At 55.7% G+C, this 18,111-nt stretch carries 16 protein-coding genes and 1 tRNA gene; 12 read left to right on the forward strand and 5 right to left on the reverse strand.

Annotated features, from left to right (window positions below; translation table 11 throughout):
* The 5 genes from ABLW18_RS10085 to ABLW18_RS10105 form a co-directional block, all read left to right on the forward strand.
* Positions 1–659: GntR family transcriptional regulator (locus ABLW18_RS10085; RefSeq protein WP_347824686.1), on the forward strand; the 659-nt coding region annotated here is incomplete at its 5' end.
* 110 nt (positions 660–769) lie between these two features.
* Positions 770–2,140 carry an FAD-linked oxidase C-terminal domain-containing protein gene (locus ABLW18_RS10090; RefSeq protein ID WP_347824687.1) on the forward strand — a complete coding sequence of 457 codons (1,371 nt, stop codon included), beginning with the start codon at positions 770–772 and terminating at the stop codon, positions 2,138–2,140.
* Between the two features lie 102 nt (positions 2,141–2,242).
* Positions 2,243–3,241: a fatty acid desaturase gene (locus ABLW18_RS10095; protein ID WP_347824688.1), complete on the forward strand. Its 999-nt coding sequence runs from the start codon at positions 2,243–2,245 to the stop codon at positions 3,239–3,241.
* Between the two features lie 21 nt (positions 3,242–3,262).
* Entirely contained in the window at positions 3,263–3,580 is a 318-nt protein-coding gene (locus tag ABLW18_RS10100) for a non-heme iron oxygenase ferredoxin subunit (protein WP_347824689.1), read from the forward strand.
* 62 nt (positions 3,581–3,642) lie between these two features.
* Positions 3,643–4,854: an FAD-dependent oxidoreductase gene (locus ABLW18_RS10105; protein WP_347824690.1), complete on the forward strand. Its 1,212-nt coding sequence runs from the start codon at positions 3,643–3,645 to the stop codon at positions 4,852–4,854.
* Between the two features lie 45 nt (positions 4,855–4,899).
* Here the strand turns inward: ABLW18_RS10105 and ABLW18_RS10110 are convergent, their stop codons facing one another.
* The 4 genes from ABLW18_RS10110 to ABLW18_RS10125 form a co-directional block, all read right to left on the reverse strand.
* Positions 4,900–6,219, reverse strand: a complete 1,320-nt coding sequence (locus ABLW18_RS10110; protein WP_347824691.1) for a TRAP transporter large permease subunit — start codon at positions 6,217–6,219, stop codon at positions 4,900–4,902.
* Positions 6,219–6,734 (reverse strand): TRAP transporter small permease subunit, encoded by a 516-nt coding sequence (locus ABLW18_RS10115; RefSeq protein WP_347824692.1) that lies wholly within the window; start codon positions 6,732–6,734, stop codon positions 6,219–6,221. Before ABLW18_RS10115 ends, ABLW18_RS10110 begins: the two co-directional genes overlap by 1 nt.
* 101 nt (positions 6,735–6,835) lie before the next feature.
* Entirely contained in the window at positions 6,836–7,924 is a 1,089-nt protein-coding gene (gene dctP, locus ABLW18_RS10120) for a TRAP transporter substrate-binding protein DctP (protein WP_347824693.1), read from the reverse strand.
* Between the two features lie 929 nt (positions 7,925–8,853).
* Positions 8,854–8,943 (reverse strand) — tRNA-Ser (locus tag ABLW18_RS10125).
* 286 nt (positions 8,944–9,229) lie between these two features.
* On the opposite strand from ABLW18_RS10125, the gene ABLW18_RS10130 reads away from it, so the two are divergent.
* The 6 genes from ABLW18_RS10130 to ABLW18_RS10155 are packed head-to-tail and all read left to right on the forward strand — an operon-like array spanning position 9,230 to position 14,609.
* Positions 9,230–10,372, forward strand: a complete 1,143-nt coding sequence (locus tag ABLW18_RS10130; protein WP_347824793.1) for a D-alanyl-D-alanine carboxypeptidase family protein — start codon at positions 9,230–9,232, stop codon at positions 10,370–10,372.
* Positions 10,373–10,987, forward strand: a complete 615-nt coding sequence (gene tmk, locus ABLW18_RS10135) for a dTMP kinase (RefSeq protein WP_347824694.1) — start codon at positions 10,373–10,375, stop codon at positions 10,985–10,987.
* The gene (locus tag ABLW18_RS10140) at positions 10,984–12,108 is read left to right on the forward strand and encodes a DNA polymerase III subunit delta' (RefSeq protein WP_347824695.1); all 1,125 of its coding nucleotides are present in this window, start codon (positions 10,984–10,986) and stop codon (positions 12,106–12,108) included. The genes tmk and ABLW18_RS10140 overlap by 4 nt, the downstream gene beginning before the upstream one ends.
* A complete protein-coding gene (locus ABLW18_RS10145; RefSeq protein ID WP_347824794.1) occupies positions 12,108–12,893 on the forward strand; it encodes a TatD family hydrolase in 786 nt (261 codons plus the stop codon). The genes ABLW18_RS10140 and ABLW18_RS10145 overlap by 1 nt, the downstream gene beginning before the upstream one ends.
* Positions 12,890–13,678 (forward strand): MBL fold metallo-hydrolase, encoded by a 789-nt coding sequence (locus ABLW18_RS10150; RefSeq protein WP_347824696.1) that lies wholly within the window; start codon positions 12,890–12,892, stop codon positions 13,676–13,678. Before ABLW18_RS10145 ends, ABLW18_RS10150 begins: the two co-directional genes overlap by 4 nt.
* 1 nt (position 13,679) lies before the next feature.
* Entirely contained in the window at positions 13,680–14,609 is a 930-nt protein-coding gene (locus ABLW18_RS10155) for an AEC family transporter (protein WP_347824697.1), read from the forward strand.
* Positions 14,610–14,612: 3 nt separating this feature from the next.
* Here the strand turns inward: ABLW18_RS10155 and ABLW18_RS10160 are convergent, their stop codons facing one another.
* Positions 14,613–15,698, reverse strand: coding sequence for an FAD-binding oxidoreductase (locus ABLW18_RS10160; protein ID WP_347824698.1), 1,086 nt, complete (start codon positions 15,696–15,698; stop codon positions 14,613–14,615).
* A gap of 187 nt (positions 15,699–15,885) precedes the next feature.
* Here ABLW18_RS10160 and uvrB point away from each other — a divergent pair, with 187 nt between their 5' ends.
* Entirely contained in the window at positions 15,886–18,075 is a 2,190-nt protein-coding gene (gene uvrB, locus ABLW18_RS10165; protein ID WP_347824699.1) for an excinuclease ABC subunit UvrB, read from the forward strand.
* The last annotated feature ends 36 nt before the right edge of the window (positions 18,076–18,111 follow it).

The following is an 18,111-nucleotide window of genomic DNA, read 5'->3' on the forward strand; positions in this document are numbered from 1 at the left end:
AAAAGACATCAAAACTCCTCGAGCCTGACAGCCTCGTTGACAAACTTGTCGCCGCGATCCGCGATTCCATCATTGCGGGCGATCTCGAAGCAGGCGCTCACATCGGCATCAAGAAGATTGCGGATGAATACGGTGTCAGCATGATCCCGGTCCGCGAGGCCCTTGCCCGTCTGCTCGCATCGCGGCTTGTACGCGCCGAGGCAAATCGTGGCTATTTCGTCGCCTCAAAACCCTCTCGTTCCGATTTTTTCGAATTCGTCGAGGCGCGCGAATTGTTCGAGACCTCCGCCGTTGCGCGCGGCTTCGAAAAGGCCACGCCAGAGCATGTCCGCAAGCTTCGGAAACTGAATGAAAAAATGCGCAAGGTCGCAAAGGCGGGCCGAGCCAACATGATGGTCGAATGGGGCAATCTGAATGCCGAATTTCACAGCGTTCTGGTTGGCATGGCCGAAAATGCCTACCTGAGTGAGCTCTACGCTGACCTCTCGTTTGGCAATATGCACTTCCAGTTGGTGCGCAACTACCCTGCCGAAATCATAGGGTTGGATTTGCTGGTCGCACAGCATGAAGAGATGATCGACGCGCTTGAGAATGCCGATCAAAGCGGGCTCTTGTCCTGCCTATCGAACCATATTCGAAATCTGACAAAAGCCGATTGACGCACAACCCGCCTGCTGGAACACCATCCTTATTGTAATAGATATTGCAAAATATTTATATATTATATATAATTTCTTGTACTTGGGATTAATAGTCAGGGATATCGTGCATGTCTGTGAAAGAGGCGAAAGATCGCATTGCCGAGATCCTCGGTAACAGGCTGGCCGCCACCCGGGCCGTCAGAGCCGAGCACGCCCGAAACGAAGCGCATTTTCCGGAAGCTATGCCCGACGCTGTTGCCTTCGTCAAAACCACGCAGGAAGTTTCGCAGGTCTTGGCGGTCTGCCACGAAGAGGCCTGTCCGGTGACCGCGTGGGCGGCAGGGACTGCGCTGGAAGGTCAGCATCTACCGACGAGGGGCGGCCTCGTGCTGAATATGATGGCAATGAACGCGGTCAAGGCAGTGAGCCCAGAAGATATGGATGCGGTGGTTCAGCCGGGTGTGACTCGAGAGCAGCTCAATGAAAACTTGCGCGCGACGGGGTTGTTCTTCTCGGTTGATCCTGGGGCCAATGCGTCCATGGGTGGCATGGCCGCCACGCGCGCTTCGGGAACAACGGCGCTGCGCTATGGTACGATGCGTGACAATGTCAGTGCGCTAGAGGTGGTTCTGGCGGATGGACGGATTATTCGCACAGGAACCCGAGCTCGCAAGTCATCCGCCGGGTATGATCTGACAGGTGCATTTATTGGATCCGAGGGCACGTTGGGGGTGATCACCCAGCTGACCGTGAAACTGCATGGCGTACCCGAAGCGATCTCGGCTGCCTCCTGCGCGTTCGCATCTGTCGCGGATGCTGTGCAAGCGGTCGTGACAACAATCCAGATGGGCATCCCCATCGCCCGAATGGAGCTTTTGGATGCGGGGTACATTGAAGCCCTGAACGTACGGTTCGGGCTCCAATTGCCTGACACGCCGCATCTGTTCCTCGAGTTTCACGGCTCCGATGATAGCGTGCGCGAACAGGCAGAGACGGTCGGCACGATTGTCACAGACTGTAATGGGACCAACTTTTTCTGGAAAACCAGAGCGGAAGACCGAAACGCACTCTGGCAGGCACGGCATGGTGCCTATGAGGCTATGGGCGCGATGCATCCCGGTCGTCGATCTGTCGTGACGGATATCTGCGTGCCAATCTCGCACCTGCCTGACATGATCGAGGCGGCGCGCTCCGATATTGACGGGTCGACCATACCAGGGGCCATCATTGGGCACGTGGGGGACGGGAACTTCCACGCCCAGCTGATGGTGCAAGACGGCAATATGGAGGACCTGAAGATCGCCAAAAATCTGGCCAACCGCATGGCGCAGCGCGCATTGGACGTGGGCGGCACGATCTCTGGTGAGCACGGGATCGGACAGGGCAAGCGCGACCTGATGGAAGCAGAACACGGGGCCGCTTGGGACGTGATGGGCGAGATGAAACACATGTTCGACCCAAGGGGCATTTTGAATCCAGGCAAGCTCATCCGCGATTAAGGCATCAATCATGCATTTGGTGCACGCAACTGCAGAGATCTGGTGTTGACAATTATATATTATATAGTATTTTACTTCCATGTAACGAGACAGGAGGAATTCATGTCAAAGCCAGCGATCGATGCAGATCCATGGGTCCCTCCAAGTCTCGAAGGAGTGCAGATCGAGCGAAAGAAGCTGAAGGGATTTATGCGCCGCAGCGATACGATCCCCCTGATACGCCTTCTGCTCAGCGTTTTATCAATCAGCTTTTACGGCTGGCTTTACTACATCTCTTGGGGGACTATTTGGGTTGTTCCGACAGTAATACTCTTCGGCGGAACGATGTCGCTTTTTGCCTATTCGCTCAGCCATGAATGCGCCCATGGCACGGCGTTCAAATCGCGTTGGCTGAACGAGACGGTTTTCTGGTTCTCGTCCACCTTGTTCGGCCAAGAACCTCTCTATCGCCGGTACAGCCATGCCGAACACCACACATATACTTGGTTCTGGGAAAAAGACGCCCAGATGCCTTTCACAATCCGCCAAAAGGTCAACCTGCTGACATATCTGCGCTGGTACACGTCGCTGGAATATCATTATCTCTTTATCAAGATCGCGCTGCTGCATGCGTTCGGTAGATTCTCCGCCCGGACCCGCGAGTTCACGCCGGAAACCGAGCTCTGGCCGATGCAGCGCAACTCGATGATCTTCGTTGGCATCTGGGTCGTCGCTGCGGCAGTCTCGGTCTACTTCCAGTCTATGGCGCTGGTCTGGTTCTACGTCATCCCCAAAATCGTCGGAGACATGATCAACATGACCTATGTCGGCACCCAGCATTTCGAGATGGCCGAAGACGATCTAAACCTTGCGCACACCACGCGCTCGATCAAGCCGAACTGGTTCATCGATCTCTATTACTGGAACATGTCCTACCACATCGAGCATCACTTTGCCCCGACGGTGCCGTTTCACGCGCTGCCAAAGTTGAACGAAGAGATCAAGGACAAGCTGCCGGAGCCGCAAGGGGCGATCCCGATCACAATCGATGTGTACAAGGCGATGCGCAACCGGCACCTGAGCATCGAGAAAGATGCGCTGGAAATGCCCACAAGCCACTAACTATCAAGACGGGAGATCGGTATGTCGAGCAATTGGGTTCTGGCCTGCGCCGCAAATGATGTCGACGAGGAAGATGTGCTGGGCGTTGAGCTCAACGGTCAGAAACTGGCTGTCTACAATACGCCCAAAGGTTTCTTTGCGACCGACGGCATCTGCACCCATGAGGTCGCGCAACTTGAGGACGGGCTGGTGATCGGCACGGTGATCGAATGCCCACTGCACCAGGGACGCTTTGACGTCACAAACGGCAAAGCCCTCTCGGCGCCTGTATGCGTTGATTTGAAGACCTACCCAACGAAGGTCGAGGACGGCGATGTCTATATCGACGTCCCAGCCTGAGCGATGTTGGGTTCGCAGATGCGCCCGATACCCCGATTTCCAGCTCTTGGACAGCCCTCGACATGAGACATGTCGCGATTGTCGGCGCTGGTCTCGCGGGCTTTTCCGTCGCGCGCAGATTACGTGAACTGGACTATACAGGGGCTATCACGCTTTTTGGCGATGAAGGTGCCCTGCCGTACGATCGACCGCCGCTCTCCAAGGGATCCTTGAAGGCCTCTGTGGATGCGTCCGGTGCTACCCTGCGCCCATCAGAGTTCTTTGAGGAAAACCAGATCGCTCTTCGTCCAAGCGAGCCTGTTTTGGGCATCGATACGACGGCGCGAACGTTGCAGCTACGAGGTGAAGCCTTCGCCTTTGACGCACTGGTATTGGCAACTGGCGCCACGCCACGCGCATTGCCCAATGCCATAATCCGCGGTTTGCACGGCGTCCACGGCCTGCGCACCCTCGCCGATGCACAACGCATTTCGCAAGCTTTCGGAACGGCGCAACACGCTTTGATCGTCGGCGGTGGATACATCGGGCTAGAGGTTGCGGCCGCCGCGGCTGGACGCGGGCTTCGCGTGACCCTCATCGAAGCGGGTCCCCGAATTCTGGGGCGCGTCGCCGGACCGCCAACAGCCGATGCCATCCGCGCCGCGCACAAGCGTAAGGGTGTCGACATCCGTGAAGGTGTAGGTCTGTCAGCGTTCGTTGGAACTGACCAAGTGAAGGGTGCAATATTGTCAGATGGCGCGCATGTGGCTGCGGATTGCGTGATCGTCGGAATAGGGATTGATCCGAACGTCACGCTCGCCAAATCAGCGGGGCTGGCGACAGAGAACGGCATCCTTGTCGATCCAACCTGCCAGACATCCCAGCCGGGCATTTGGGCCGCCGGGGATTGCGCAGCCTTCCCGATGGCCGATCAGATCACTCGGCTGGAAAGCGTCGGCAACGCCATCGAGATGGGAGAGGTCGTTGCCGCAAACATCATGGGCCAGTCGCGACCTTATGCACCGACGGCCTGGTTCTGGTCCGATCAGTTCGACTTGAAGCTGCAGATGGTCGGCCTCAGCCCGGGATACGATCGGATTGTGACCCGTCCTGGCGTAAACCCAGATGCAATATCGCACTGGTACTACGCAGGCGAAAGACTGCTCAGCGTGGATATAATCAATGAGCCCAAAACCTATATAATCGCCAAACGCCTGATCGAGACGGGCAAATCTCCGCCACCTGCACAGATAGCTGATCAATCTGTCAATCTGAAAGTCTTGCTGAAGTCTTGAAGCGCGTCCATTCTGATTGGATCGACCTGCCGAAGATGCCCCAGACTATCGGAAGCCTGTAATCTGCGAAGGCAGATAAAGCGCGATCTGCGGGAAGATCAAAATCAGCACAAGCGTCAACAACTGCAGCCCGATAAATGGAATGACGCCACGATACATGTCAGCCAAAGTGATTTCCGGTGGACTAATGGCGCGCAGATAGAAAATCGCTGGCGCCATCGGCGGCGTCAAATAGCTGGTCTGAATCATCACCAGAAAGAGGATGCAGAACCACACCGGATCGAAGTCCAGTGACGTGATGATCGGCATCGAGATGGGGATCATCACCAAGACGACCGACACCAGATCCAGCGCGAAGCCCGAGATGAAGGCGATAAAGAGGATCAATAGCAATGTATGCCACGGGGTCAGGTTTGCTGCGTCCAACAATGCCCGCACATCGCCAACGCCCCCCGACGCGATGAAGACACCGGCAAACATGCTGCCCGCAAGCAGGATGGTCAGCATCATCACCGTGATCCGCACGGTCTTTTGCGCCGCATCGCCCAGCACCTGAATGCTCAATCGCCTGTTCATCAGGGTCAGCAATGTAGCGCCAACAGCGCCACAGGCTGCCGCTTCTGTCGTCGTCGCAAGGCCCATCAGGATTGTTCCAAGAACTGTGAAGATCAGAAAAAGCGGGGGTAGCACGGCAAGAACAGTCATCCGGATCATCGTCAACAAAGGCACTTCCGGGCCTTTATCGGCCATTTCATGAGGGGCAAGCGCCGGATTCAACGCACATCTGATTACGATGTAGAGAACAAAAAGCATCGCCATCAGAAGACCTGGGAAAAGCAGACCGGCAAAAAGATCCCCCACAGACACATCCGCGATCGGTGCCAGAATGACCACCAATACTGACGGCGGGATCACAGTGCCAAGCGATCCGCCTGCGCAGATTGTGCCCGCGATCAGCGACTTGTTGTATCCGTACTTCATCATGATGGGGATCGCCAAAAGCCCGATGACGGTTTCCGTGGCACCCACCACCCCGCTGGCCGCAGCAAAGATTACTCCCAGCAAAACCGCCCCAACGGCAAGGCCTCCAGGCAGGCGACGGGTCCAGAGATAGAGCGCCTCGAACAGTCTCTCTGCAATTCCAGCGCGTTCAAGCATGCACCCCATGAACACAAAAAGCGGGACCGCGGCGAGGATGTAGTTTCCGCCTACATCCTGAACTTTGGAGACGAACTGAAACACCGCCTTGTCGCCGAAGCGGATGAACCCGAACACCAACGAGACGGCAAAGAGCGAATAGGCGACCGGTATCCCGACCAGCAGCAACACCAGCAAGGCCGGAAACATGAGAAGTGCGATATCCATCAGGAGGTCCGCTTGGCCACACGGCCGGTTATGAGTGTGCAGAGCGCATTCAGGATGTCGGCGACAATCTGAGCGGCAAAGAGCATGAAGCCCAGCCAGAACGTCAACCGCGCAGGCCAAACCACCGGGTTCCAGATGCTCTGACCCGATCGCTCGCCGCTGTTCAAGGCTCGCTCGAAGTAGTCCCAAAGGCCAAAACACAGCCAGATGACAAGTGGTGCGATCAGCAAGAGGCCAATCAGATCCACAAGCGCCTTCTTACGTGCCGAAAACCGATGATAGAACAGATCGACTCGCACGTGGCCATCGGTCTGGCTGACATAGGCAATGCCCAGCAGGAACAGTGCCCCCATCTGCATATAGGCTGCTTCGTAAGCCCAGATCGTGGGCCGCGCGAAGACATATCGGGAAACGACCTCCCACAGCATGGACCCGGCTAGCGGGACGATGAGCCAGGCAACCACCTTGCCGGTGCCGCAAGTTACAAGATTGATCAGGCGAACGATGGTGAGCATATATGCAGGATCCCGGACGGCCGGCTTGAGATATCAGATACAGGCAGAGATCAAGGGTGCCGATGAAAATCGGCGAGACCCCTGTCCCAAAACCCTCTTGGTCACTGTGAGGGCTTGCTATCGCGATACTCATGCGCGTTGACCCACCGGGCTTGGAAGGCGCGCTGGTCTTCCAGAACTCGGGTGAACCAGCCTCCAAGCTCTGCGGCATTCGCATCTTCCCACTCAGTGGTCAGTTCCGCAACTTTCGCCAGAACCTCGTCATCGACGGTCACAAATTCTGAACCAGCCTCCTCGAAAAATGCGTAGGCATCGGCATCCGCGTTCCCCGTCCGCTCATACACGCGGTGCGCCTGAATATAGGCCGCATGTTCGATCATGTTCTGGTTGTGTTCGCTGATCTGATCCCAGGCTTCGGTATTGAAGCTGCATTCCATTACGACGGTCGATTGGTGAAAACCGGGAAGAACGATGTAGGGCGCAACTTTATGGAAGCCCGAAGACTGGTTGAGTGACAGCGCCGACCATTCCACGGCGTCCACGACACCGCGCTCGAGCGCCTGATAGACCTCGGCACCCGGCGTCACAACGGTCGCGACACCCAGACCCGCGGCAATTTCAGACCATGCGCCAGCGGTTCTCAGTTTGAGCCCGTCGAAATCGCCGACGCTTTGGACGCGTCTGCTTGAGAACATCCCGCCTTCCCGCGGAATGTAGGCACAGGGGAATGCGACGAGTTCGGCGGTTTCCATCCGGTACTCGCGCCACATCTCTGCACCACCACCCTGGCTGAGCCAATGCTGCATCTGATCTGCGGTCAACCCGCCGGGACGCCCGCCGAACAGAACGGTTGTCTTGTCCGCCCCGTATTCGTAGCCAATGAAGGTGTGACCGGCTTCGGCGACACCGTTTCTGACTGTTTCACCGACCTTTAACGGGCTTCCCAAAGTGCCCGCGGTGAAGACTTCGATCGTCACCTCGCCATCGGTCATTTCACCCACCAGATCAGCAAAGCCTTGCGCCCACTCCAGCGGTGGACCGCCGCCCCAAGAAGTCGCCATGCTGAGCCTTTGCTCAGCGAATACACTCCCTGCAGTCAGAATGGATGCCGACAGAGCGAATGCCGTTAACTTATTGAATTTTATCACGTTTTTCTCCCATGAAGCTTGTGCTGCCGCGTCTTCCGGCACAGTCTCGTCCAAAACAGCTTACCCGGGAGAGTTATAATGTCAATATTATATATAATATGCAGATTGCTTTTAATGGCTTTCCTAAGAACCAAAGAGCCGGAGAAATCCATGCCCGCCCTGACGAGCGCTGTGTTAACGCGTTGGAAAAAGGGCCACCTTTTCGCAAATCCGCAATCGATAAGCGAAGTTTGATAGAATGCCAGCGTCTGGCTTGAGCCGCGCTCGGTGGGAGGCCAATTACCGTATGCTCCAAGGCAAGCCATCAAATGTCAGACAGAGGCTCGGGGAGCAGGCTGACACCTTTCGCCGGTTGGAACGGGTAACCGGACATCATCAATCTCTTTGACTCGGCCATCGCAGAGGGCTGCCGGAACAAGCCCTTACCGGTACTCGATGCTGCGCCTCCAGGACCGGTCAAGAGCGGTGACTGCATCGAGTGCAAGGTTGATCTGTATAAGGATCAAACGCCGATTTCGGCGATTAGGCACATAAGCTTCGGCACTTATTCGCAAGTGACGGGGTTTCGCCAAGGTGTTGCAGAAAACTGGTTCGCGCTGCGTAGGAGGAGTTGAACAGAAACGACCTTTCCAAAAGCAGACTTTTAAAGTCAATTTGTCAAGGTCGGGTTTGTCCGCATAACAGTCGTTGATGCTTAGCCTAAGCAATGTCTGCTTCCTCAGTTGGTGCTGGCAAACAAAACCAACGTCGAATGAATTTACAACGCTAACACTAAAGGCCCGTGGTCCGAGACGCGGGGCCCTGGGATTGGGGGCCCCGGTCCATGGTCCTGCGGATCAACTGTAGCGATCAGGCGCAGTAACCCCTGATTAACTCTGTTTTGATCTGATGTTTCATTGTGGGTAGCATTGTGGGTAGATATTTTATCTTAATATTAATATTAATTAAAACAGCCACTTAATTTAGTTATGTGGCGGAGGAACAGGGATTCGAACCCTGGGAGGACTTTCACCCTCGTCGGTTTTCAAGACCGGTGCATTCGACCACTCTGCCACTCCTCCGACAGAGCTTACTTAATAGCGAGAAATTGATTCAGCAAGAGCAAGAATGCGTCAGAGGCGCAAGAAATTGCCTTTGAGCGATGATCGACAATACTGGGCTTTCCACCTGTGGGGCGATCGGGTTACTCTGAGCCGTGACCGGGCAGGCGTTTTGATCAAGACAGGCGCGGGTTTTGGGTGATCGGTCTCAATGGGCCGGCAATGAATTTTGCGGCAGTCTGGGTCGAGCAGTACCGAAGGCAAATATTACAAGGAGTGGATCATGCCTAAATCTTTCGGACCAACCATGATTTTAGCCATTCTTTGCGCGTGGATCAGTGGGGCCGCCTCGGCGTTTGAAACCAAGGCGCAAGCAGCCTATGTGCTGGATCATGACAGCGGCACCGTCTTGCTAGCCAAGCAGGCGGAGGTGGCCCTGCCTCCGGCCTCAATGTCGAAATTGATGACGCTCTTTTTGGCCTTCGAAGCGCTCCGGGATGGACGCCTGCGCTGGGATGAGCGGTTGCCGGTCTCCACCCATGCCATGAGCTATGGCGGATCCACCATGTTTTTGGACACCACGGACCGGAGCACCGTCGAGGATCTCATTCGCGGTATTATCGTTTTATCCGGCAATGACGCCTGCGTTGTCATTGCTGAAGCCTTGTCTTTGGATGGCACCGAAGCTGGCTTTGCTGCGATGATGACCGATCGTGCCAAAGATCTCGGCATGGAAAAATCTGTCTTTTCCAATTCCAACGGCTGGCCCGATATTAATCACCGCATGTCGATGAAAGATTTGGCCATTCTGGCGCAGCATTTGATCACGGAGTTCCCTGAGCAATACAAGATGTTTTCAGAAACCGAATTTCTGTTTGATGGCCGCGCGCCCAGCAACACGCGCAACCGCAATCCTTTGTTGACACTTGGAATAGGCGCAGATGGCCTGAAGACCGGTCACACGACGGAGGCCGGTTATGGTTTGACCGGATCTGCGCAACAAGGCGATCGGCGGGTCATTTTCGTTTTAACCGGTCTGCAAAATCCGCAGGAGCGGGCTGAAGAGGCCGAACGCATCGTCACTTGGGCCTTTCGGCAGTTCACCTCCAAAACACTCAGCCAGCCGGGCGAAGCTTTGGCTCAAGCCGCGGTTTGGATGGGTAGCAGCCGCGACGTCGGCCTGGCACTTGATGGCGCTCCTAAAATCCTGATCCCTGTCACAGGTGGTCAGGAAATCTCCTCAAAAATTGTCTATGACGGACCGTTACAAGCTCCGATCTCCAAGGGTGATCAGGTTGCCGAGCTTGTCATTTCTGTACCGGGCCTGCCCGAGACCCGCCTGCCACTGATCGCGGTACAAAGCGTTACACGTGGCGGATTTTTACCGCGCTTGCGCACAGCGGCACTCGTGCTGTTGCGTAAAGTAAATGGGGGCCTGTCCGGCATATAGATGACTGACGCAAAATTTTTATCCTTTGAGGGCATAGACGGCTGTGGGAAGTCCACCCAAGCCAAGCGGCTTGCCAGCCATCTCACCGCTGCGGGTCAAGAGGTTGTGCTCACCCGTGAACCGGGGGGCAGTCCGGGCGCGGAAGCCATACGCCGGCTTTTGCTGACCGGCGCCACCGACAAATGGAGTGCTGAGACCGAACTGTTATTGTTCACCGCCGCCCGGCGCGATCACCTTGAGCGCACCATCACCCCAGCCCTATCCGCGGGTAAAATCGTCGTCTGTGACCGTTTTGCCGACAGCACCCGTGTCTATCAAGGGGCCACCCGCGGGGATCTGCGCGGTAAGGTCGATAAGCTGCACACCGCGATGATTGGCCGCGAACCAGACCTGACGCTGATCATTGATGTTGATCCTGAAGTGGCTCTTGCACGCGGATTGGCGCGCAACTCCGGCGAAGATCGCTTTGAAGATTTCGGCCTGCCGTTCCAACAAAAACTGCGGACGGGCTTTTTAGCCCTTGCGGCGCAATATCCGCAACGGTGCCGCATCATAGATGGAAATCGCACCCTAGAGGCGATTTTTGCGGATGTATTGGCACTGGCGACGTCATGAGTGATTTGCCACAAGCCGATCGCATTGCCGGCCTGCCTCACCCGTGTGAAACCGAACATTTATTCGGACATGATGCCGCTTGCGCGCAGGTATTGGAGGCCTTCAATGGTGACCGGATGCATCATGCTTGGATGTTGACAGGTCCCAAGGGAATTGGCAAAGCCAGCCTTGCCTATCAAATAGCGCGATTTTTACTCGCCGCCGAACCACCCGGAGACGGCCTCTTTGGCACACCGCCGCCAGCAACAAGCTTGTTCGTGCCCGCCGATCACCCTTTAGCGACCCGCATAAGAGCCGGATCAGAACCTGGCCTATGTATCTTACGCCGGCCAGTGGATTACAAAAACGGCAAGCTCAAGACAGTGATCCCAGTGGATACAGTGCGCGAATTGCGCCGGTTCTTCAGTCTCTCGGCCGGTGGCAACGGTCGACGCGTGGTCATTGTCGACTGTATTGATGACATGAATGCCAATGCGGCCAATGCGTTGCTCAAAGTTCTGGAAGAGCCACCGCAAGAGGCAGTTTTGTTGTTGGTGACCCATCAACCAGGCCGAATTTTGCCCACCATTCGTTCGCGCTGCCGCACTCTGGCCTGCGCGCCACTGTCGCCAGAAGATTTACAACGCGCCTTTGCACAGGCCTTGCCAGGACGAGCGTTTGATCCAGGCTTAATCGCACTTGCGGCAGGCTCTGTCGGACAAGCCGCAGAGCTGTCGCTTACAGGTGGCGCCGAAACCTACCGGGCGATTGTCAGCCTCAGCCAAGGCTTGCCTCAGTTGGATCGCAGCGCGTTGCTAAAATTGGCCAATTCTTCAGGCCGTACCAATGATGGGAAATTGGAACAGCTTCTCAATTTGCTAGATCTATTCCTCGCCCGTCTGGCGCGGGCCGGTGTAAGTCTACCCGGCCAAGAGGCAGCAAGCGGCGAGGCGCAGGTCTTCGCGCGACTCTGCCCCGGACCCGCGGCCGCCCGCATTTGGGCCGATGCCCAGCTCGAGCTTAGTCAAAGGGCCCAGCAGGGAAAAACGGCAAACCTTGACCCCAGTTCGCTGATCTTAGATATGGGATTGAAGATAGAAGAAACCGCGTCGAAAATTTTGCGCGAGAAAGGTCTTTCGTGATCAATGCGCCAAAACTGACCGACAGCCATTGCCATCTTGATTTTCCAGATTTTGAGGGCGAGCTGGACCAGATAATAGCACGAGCAGCCGAGGCCGGCGTGCACCGCATGGTGACGATTTGCACACGCCTGCGCCAAGAGCCGCAAGTGCGCGCTATCGCCGAAATGCAAGCGCCAGTCTTCTATGCGGCCGGCACCCATCCGATGAATGCAGACAAAGAACCCTTGGCAAAAGCCGAAGAGTTGCTCGCTCTGGCGGCACATCCGAAGTTTGTCGCCATCGGTGAAACCGGGCTGGATTACCACTATACTGCCGAGAGTGCCGACATCCAGAAGCAATCTCTGTGCGCTCATATTGAAGCCGCTCAAAAAAGTAACCTGCCCCTGATTATTCATGCGCGCGCCGCCGATGAGGATATGGCTGACATTTTGAAGTCCGAATATCGCAATGCGCCCTTTAGCTGCGTCATGCATTGTTTCAGCTCGTCACCTGAGCTTGGGCGCACCGCTCTGGATTTGGGATTTTACCTCTCCATGTCGGGCATAGCCACATTCCCAAAATCTCAAGAGGTACGCGATATCTTCGCCTCCACCCCATTGGACCGAATTTTGGTGGAAACCGACGCCCCCTATCTCGCCCCGCCGCCCTATCGCGGCAAGCGCAATGAACCGGCCTATACCGCCTTTACCGCCCAGGTCGGTGCCGATGTCTTCGGCATGGCTGTGTCGGAATTTGCCGCCCAAACGGAGGCCAATTTCGAACGTCTCTTTTGGAAAGCCGCATGACGCGCCGGGTCACAATATTGGGGTGCGGCTCTTCGGGCGGCGTGCCGCGTTTGGGCGACAATTGGGGCGCTTGTGATCCGAACAATCCCAAAAATCGCCGGCAACGTTGCTCCATTTTGGTTGAGCAATCCGGTCCAGACGGCACAACGCGCGCGCTCATCGACAGCTCGCCCGATTTGCGTACACAATTGCTAACCTCCCAGGTGGGCCGGTTAGACGCCGTGGTTTACACCCATGCCCATGCGGATCACGTACACGGGCTGGACGATCTGCGGATGATCGTGATCAATATGCGCAGGCGCTTACCAGTTTGGGCAGATCGGCCAACAAAATCCGATCTGTTGTCACGATTTTCCTATGCGTTTGAAACGCCTGAGGGCTCAAGCTACCCGCCCATCTTGGAGATGAATGACATCACTGGCCCCTTTGCCATCACTGGTGCCGGTGGCGCGCTAGACTTCACCCCCTTTGAAGTGGCCCATGGCACAATCAACGCGCTGGGGTTTCGCATCGGCGATATGGCCTATTTGCCTGATGTGTCCGATATCCCCAAAGATGCCTGGTCGCATTTGCAGGATCTTGACCTATGGATTGTGGATGCGCTGCGCTATGATCCTCATCCCTCTCACACTCATTTGGAAAAAACCCTAAAGTGGATTGCGCAGGTGCAGCCTAAACGCGCCATATTAACCAACATGCATGTGGATTTAGACTATGCGACTTTGCAAGCCGAATTGCCCAATGATGTGGCACCAGCCTTCGATATGATGACTGAATTGTTCTAACATGAGCATCCTGCTCCAAGTGATCCTTCCGGTGTTTTTCGTGGTTGGCTTCGGATATATTGCCGTCTGGCGTAAGTGGTTCTCTGACGCGGGGGTTGAGGCTTTGATGGCCTTCACCCAAAATTTTGCCATTCCTTGTCTGCTGTTTCGCGCCATTTCGACTTTGGACCTGGGGCAAACCTTCCAGCCGGGGTTGCTGGGCAGTTTTTATATCGGCGCGATAGCCGGATTTGGCTTGGGTCTGTTTGGCGCTCGTATCTTGTTTAAGCGCAGTTGGGAAGACAGTGTCGCTATAGGGTTTTGCTGCCTGTTCTCAAATACCGTGCTCTTGGGACTGCCCATCACAGAGCGGGCCTATGGGACGGAAGCCCTAACAGCCAATTTTGCAATCATCGCTGTCCATGCACCGATCGGATATACGCTTGGCATCACGGTGATGGAACTGTTTCGTGGGCGCGGCCTGGGCGGCCGTGCATTTCTGCGCAAAATATTGATATCAGTATTTAAAAACGCGCTGGTGATCGCCTTGAGCCTTGGTTTTGCGATCAACTTATCGGGATTTATTTTACCACAGATCATCACCGATGGTGTTGATCTTTTGTCCCAAGCTGCCTTGCCGGTGGCTCTGTTTGGCTTGGGCGGTGTTTTGGTGCGATACCGGCCAGAGGGCGATATTCGGGTGATCTTATATATTTGCGCGATTTCGCTTTTGGTTCATCCTGCGCTGGTTTGGATAACAGGAAGCTATTTCAATCTCTCCACCAGTAATTTTCGCAGTGCGGTCCTGACAGCTGCCATGGCACCCGGGGTCAATGCCTATATTTTCGCGCAAATGTACGGGCGCGCACAGCGGGTCGCAGCTTCCGCCGTCTTGATCAGCACCGGTCTCACAATTTTCACCGCAAGCCTCTGGCTCTACGCCCTGGGGTAGTGCTCAAGATTCGGCAAATCTCGAGGCGCGAAAACTCGACAGCAAGGGGCTCGAGCTGCCTTGCAAAATTTCCTGCGCCAACAGCTGACCGATCAAAGGACCAAGGGTCACGCCGCTGTGCATAACAGCCAAAAAAACCCCTGGGGCGCCGGGGACCGCGCCCACAACAGGCAGGCCATCCAATGGCACGGGGCGCTCCCCCAGCTTCACTTCTGCCAGCTGAACATCGGGCTGCCCACGCAATTTTTGGCAAATTCGCGCGATCACAGTGTCCGCAAGTGCGGGCGCATCCTCAGATGGATCCAAGTCACCGCTGAATATTTCTCCTGCCACAAGACTGCCATCGAGATTTTGTCTAAAATGCACATCAGGCGTCATGAGAATATGATGAATGCGCGTCTGCACCGGCCGGGTATGCACGATCATGCCACGTTTATTGTCCATAGGCAAAGCCCAGCCAACACCGGCCAGACCACGGTAGGCCGCGGCACCTGTAGCCAAAATCACAAAATCACAGGGCAAATCTCCAGCTGATGTCTGCACAATATGGCCACCGCCAGAACTGGGGTGCACAGCCTTGACGGTCTGTTTGGGGCAAAGCCTCCCGCCGCGCTGCGCCACATGCGCCAGAAGGGACTGCGCCACAGATTGAGCCTGTGCGGCCCCTTCCATGGGCGTGAACAGCGCATGAGCTGGACACTGACGCAGATTGGGCTCAAGCGCCGCGATCTCATCGTGATCAAGCCGCCGGGCCCCATAGCCCCGCGCAGTCAGACTGGCAAATTGCGCCTCAAAATCTTGCCCCACATCTTCCCACCAAAGCGTGCCTGGCCAGCTGACATGGGCCTGTAATTCTAACCTCTGCCCCAAGCCTCGAAAGGTCTCTAGGGCCGCGTTGCGCAGATCGAAATAGGCTTGGTTTTCGGCAAAACTGGCATTGATCCAGCCAAAAGAATTGGCACTGGCGACGCCGCCCAAAGGCCCCTGATCCACAACAATGACCTCAGCACCGAGATCTTGGCAGGCCAAAGCCGTGCTGGCGCCAATGATTCCAGATCCCACGATCACAACTTTTGCAGCTGCCGTCATATCATGCCCTTCTCTGCGCTGGCGCCTCCTTGACCAGCCATGACACGTTCGCGCCGCGCGACGGAAGCAATTTTCATCCCCAGCGGGGAAAAATGATCACAGCGGGGGATTGAATCGGACTTTGCCGACCCGCCCCCTTGTTTCTGCCCCATAGAAGGCCAACTCTAGGGGGCACAAGGAATCAAATATGCACAATAATTCGCCCGAACAAATGCCCGTGTTGCAAAACCCCGCTCCGAATATGCGCGACCGGGAAAAGATGGAAGGGGGCAAGGCCTTTCGACTTGAAACCGAGTTCACCGCCGCAGGCGACCAACCCACCGCGATCAAAGAGCTGGTAGAGGGGATCACCGCGGGAGAGTCCAATCAAGTTTTGCTCGGGGCCACGGGCACGGGCAAGACCTTCACCATGGCGCGGATCATACAAGACACCCAGCGCCCGGCGATTATTCTTGCGCCAAACAAAACCCTCGCAGCCCAGCTTTATGGCGAATTCAAAGGGTTTTTCCCCGATAATGCCGTGGAATATTTCGTCAGCTATTACGACTATTACCAACCAGAAGCCTATGTGGCCCGCTCGGACACCTATATTGAGAAAGAAAGCCAGATCAACGAGCAGATTGACCGGATGCGTCACTCGGCGACCCGCGCTTTGCTGGAGCGTGATGACGTCATTATCGTGGCTTCTGTGTCCTGCATCTATGGCATAGGATCAGTTGAAACCTATGGGGCGATGACTCAAGATTTGCACCGTGGCAATTGCTATGACCAGCGCCAAGTCATTGCCGATCTCATCGCCCAACAATATCGCCGCAACGACCAAGCCTTCCAACGCGGCACCTTTCGGGTGCGTGGGGACAGTTTGGAGGTTTGGCCGGCGCATTTGGACGACCGGGCTTGGCGTTTGAGCTTTTTTGGCGAAGAGCTGGAAACCATTGTTGAGTTTGACCCGCTGACAGGAGCGCGCACTGATACGTTTGAACGGGTGCGAATCTATGCCAACAGCCACTATGTGACCCCGCGCCCAACCATGCAGCAGGCTGTGATTGGGATCAAAAAAGAGCTGCGTATGCGGCTTGATCAATTGGTGAGCGAGGGAAAATTGCTCGAAGCGCAACGGCTAGAACAGCGCACAAATTTCGATCTGGAAATGCTTGAAGCGACAGGCGTATGCAGCGGAATTGAAAATTATTCGCGCTATCTCACGGGCCGCGCGCCAGGTGAACCACCCCCCACACTGTTTGAATTCATCCCAGACAATGCGATTGTCTTCGCAGATGAAAGCCATGTCAGCGTGCCGCAGATTGGCGCGATGTATAAGGGCGACTACCGCCGCAAATTCACCCTTGCCGAACACGGATTCCGATTGCCGTCTTGTATGGACAACCGGCCACTCAAATTCGAAGAATGGGATGCGATGCGGCCTCAGTCTGTTTTTGTCTCTGCCACACCATCCAAATGGGAGCTGGACCAAGCAGGCGGTGTGTTCACAGAGCAGGTGATCCGCCCTACGGGCCTGCTGGATCCGCTGGTCGAAATTCGTCCCGTAGAAACGCAGGTTGATGATCTTACAGATGAAATTCGCAAAGTTACCGCCATGGGGCAAAGGGTTTTGGCCACAACATTAACCAAACGCATGGCCGAAGATCTCACGGAATATTTGCATGAGCAGGGCATTCGGGTGCGTTACATGCACAGCGATATCGATACGATTGAGCGTATTGAGATACTGCGCGATTTGCGGTTGGGCGCCTTTGATGTGCTGCTAGGCATTAACCTTCTGCGCGAGGGGCTTGATATCCCTGAGTGCGGTTTGGTTGCGATCCTTGATGCAGATAAGGAGGGCTTTTTACGGTCTGAAACCTCTTTGGTTCAAACCATTGGCCGGGCCGCGCGCAATGCCGATGGGCGGGTCATCATGTATGCAGATCGCATGACCGGTTCAATGGAACGCGCGATTGGCGAAACCAACCGCAGGCGCGAAAAGCAACATGCCTATAATGTGGCCCATGGAATTACCCCTCTGACGGTGAAAAAGAATGTCGAGGATGTTCTGGCCGGTCTTTACAAAGGCGATACCGATATGGCGCGGGTCACGGCAAAGATTGATCCGGCCTTGCAAGGCGGCAATATTCAAACCGTGCTCGAAGGTCTGCGGCTTGATATGCGTAAAGCGGCAGAGAATTTGGAGTTTGAGGAAGCCGCTCGGCTGCGCGACGAGGTCAAACGCCTCGAGACAGTTGAGCTGACGATCTCAGATGATCCCCTAGCCCGGCAATATGCGGTCGAAAAAGCAGTTGAAGACGCCCATAACGCCTCCGGCCGGTCAAAAGGTGGACGCGCAGGTCAAAGGGGCGGCGCCCGGCGGCGCAAATAGACAAGACCCCACACAAAAAGGGGCAATAGGATCTGA

It is taken from the genome of uncultured Planktomarina sp. (assembly GCA_943788425.1).
GTDB lineage: Bacteria > Pseudomonadota > Alphaproteobacteria > Rhodobacterales > Rhodobacteraceae > Planktomarina.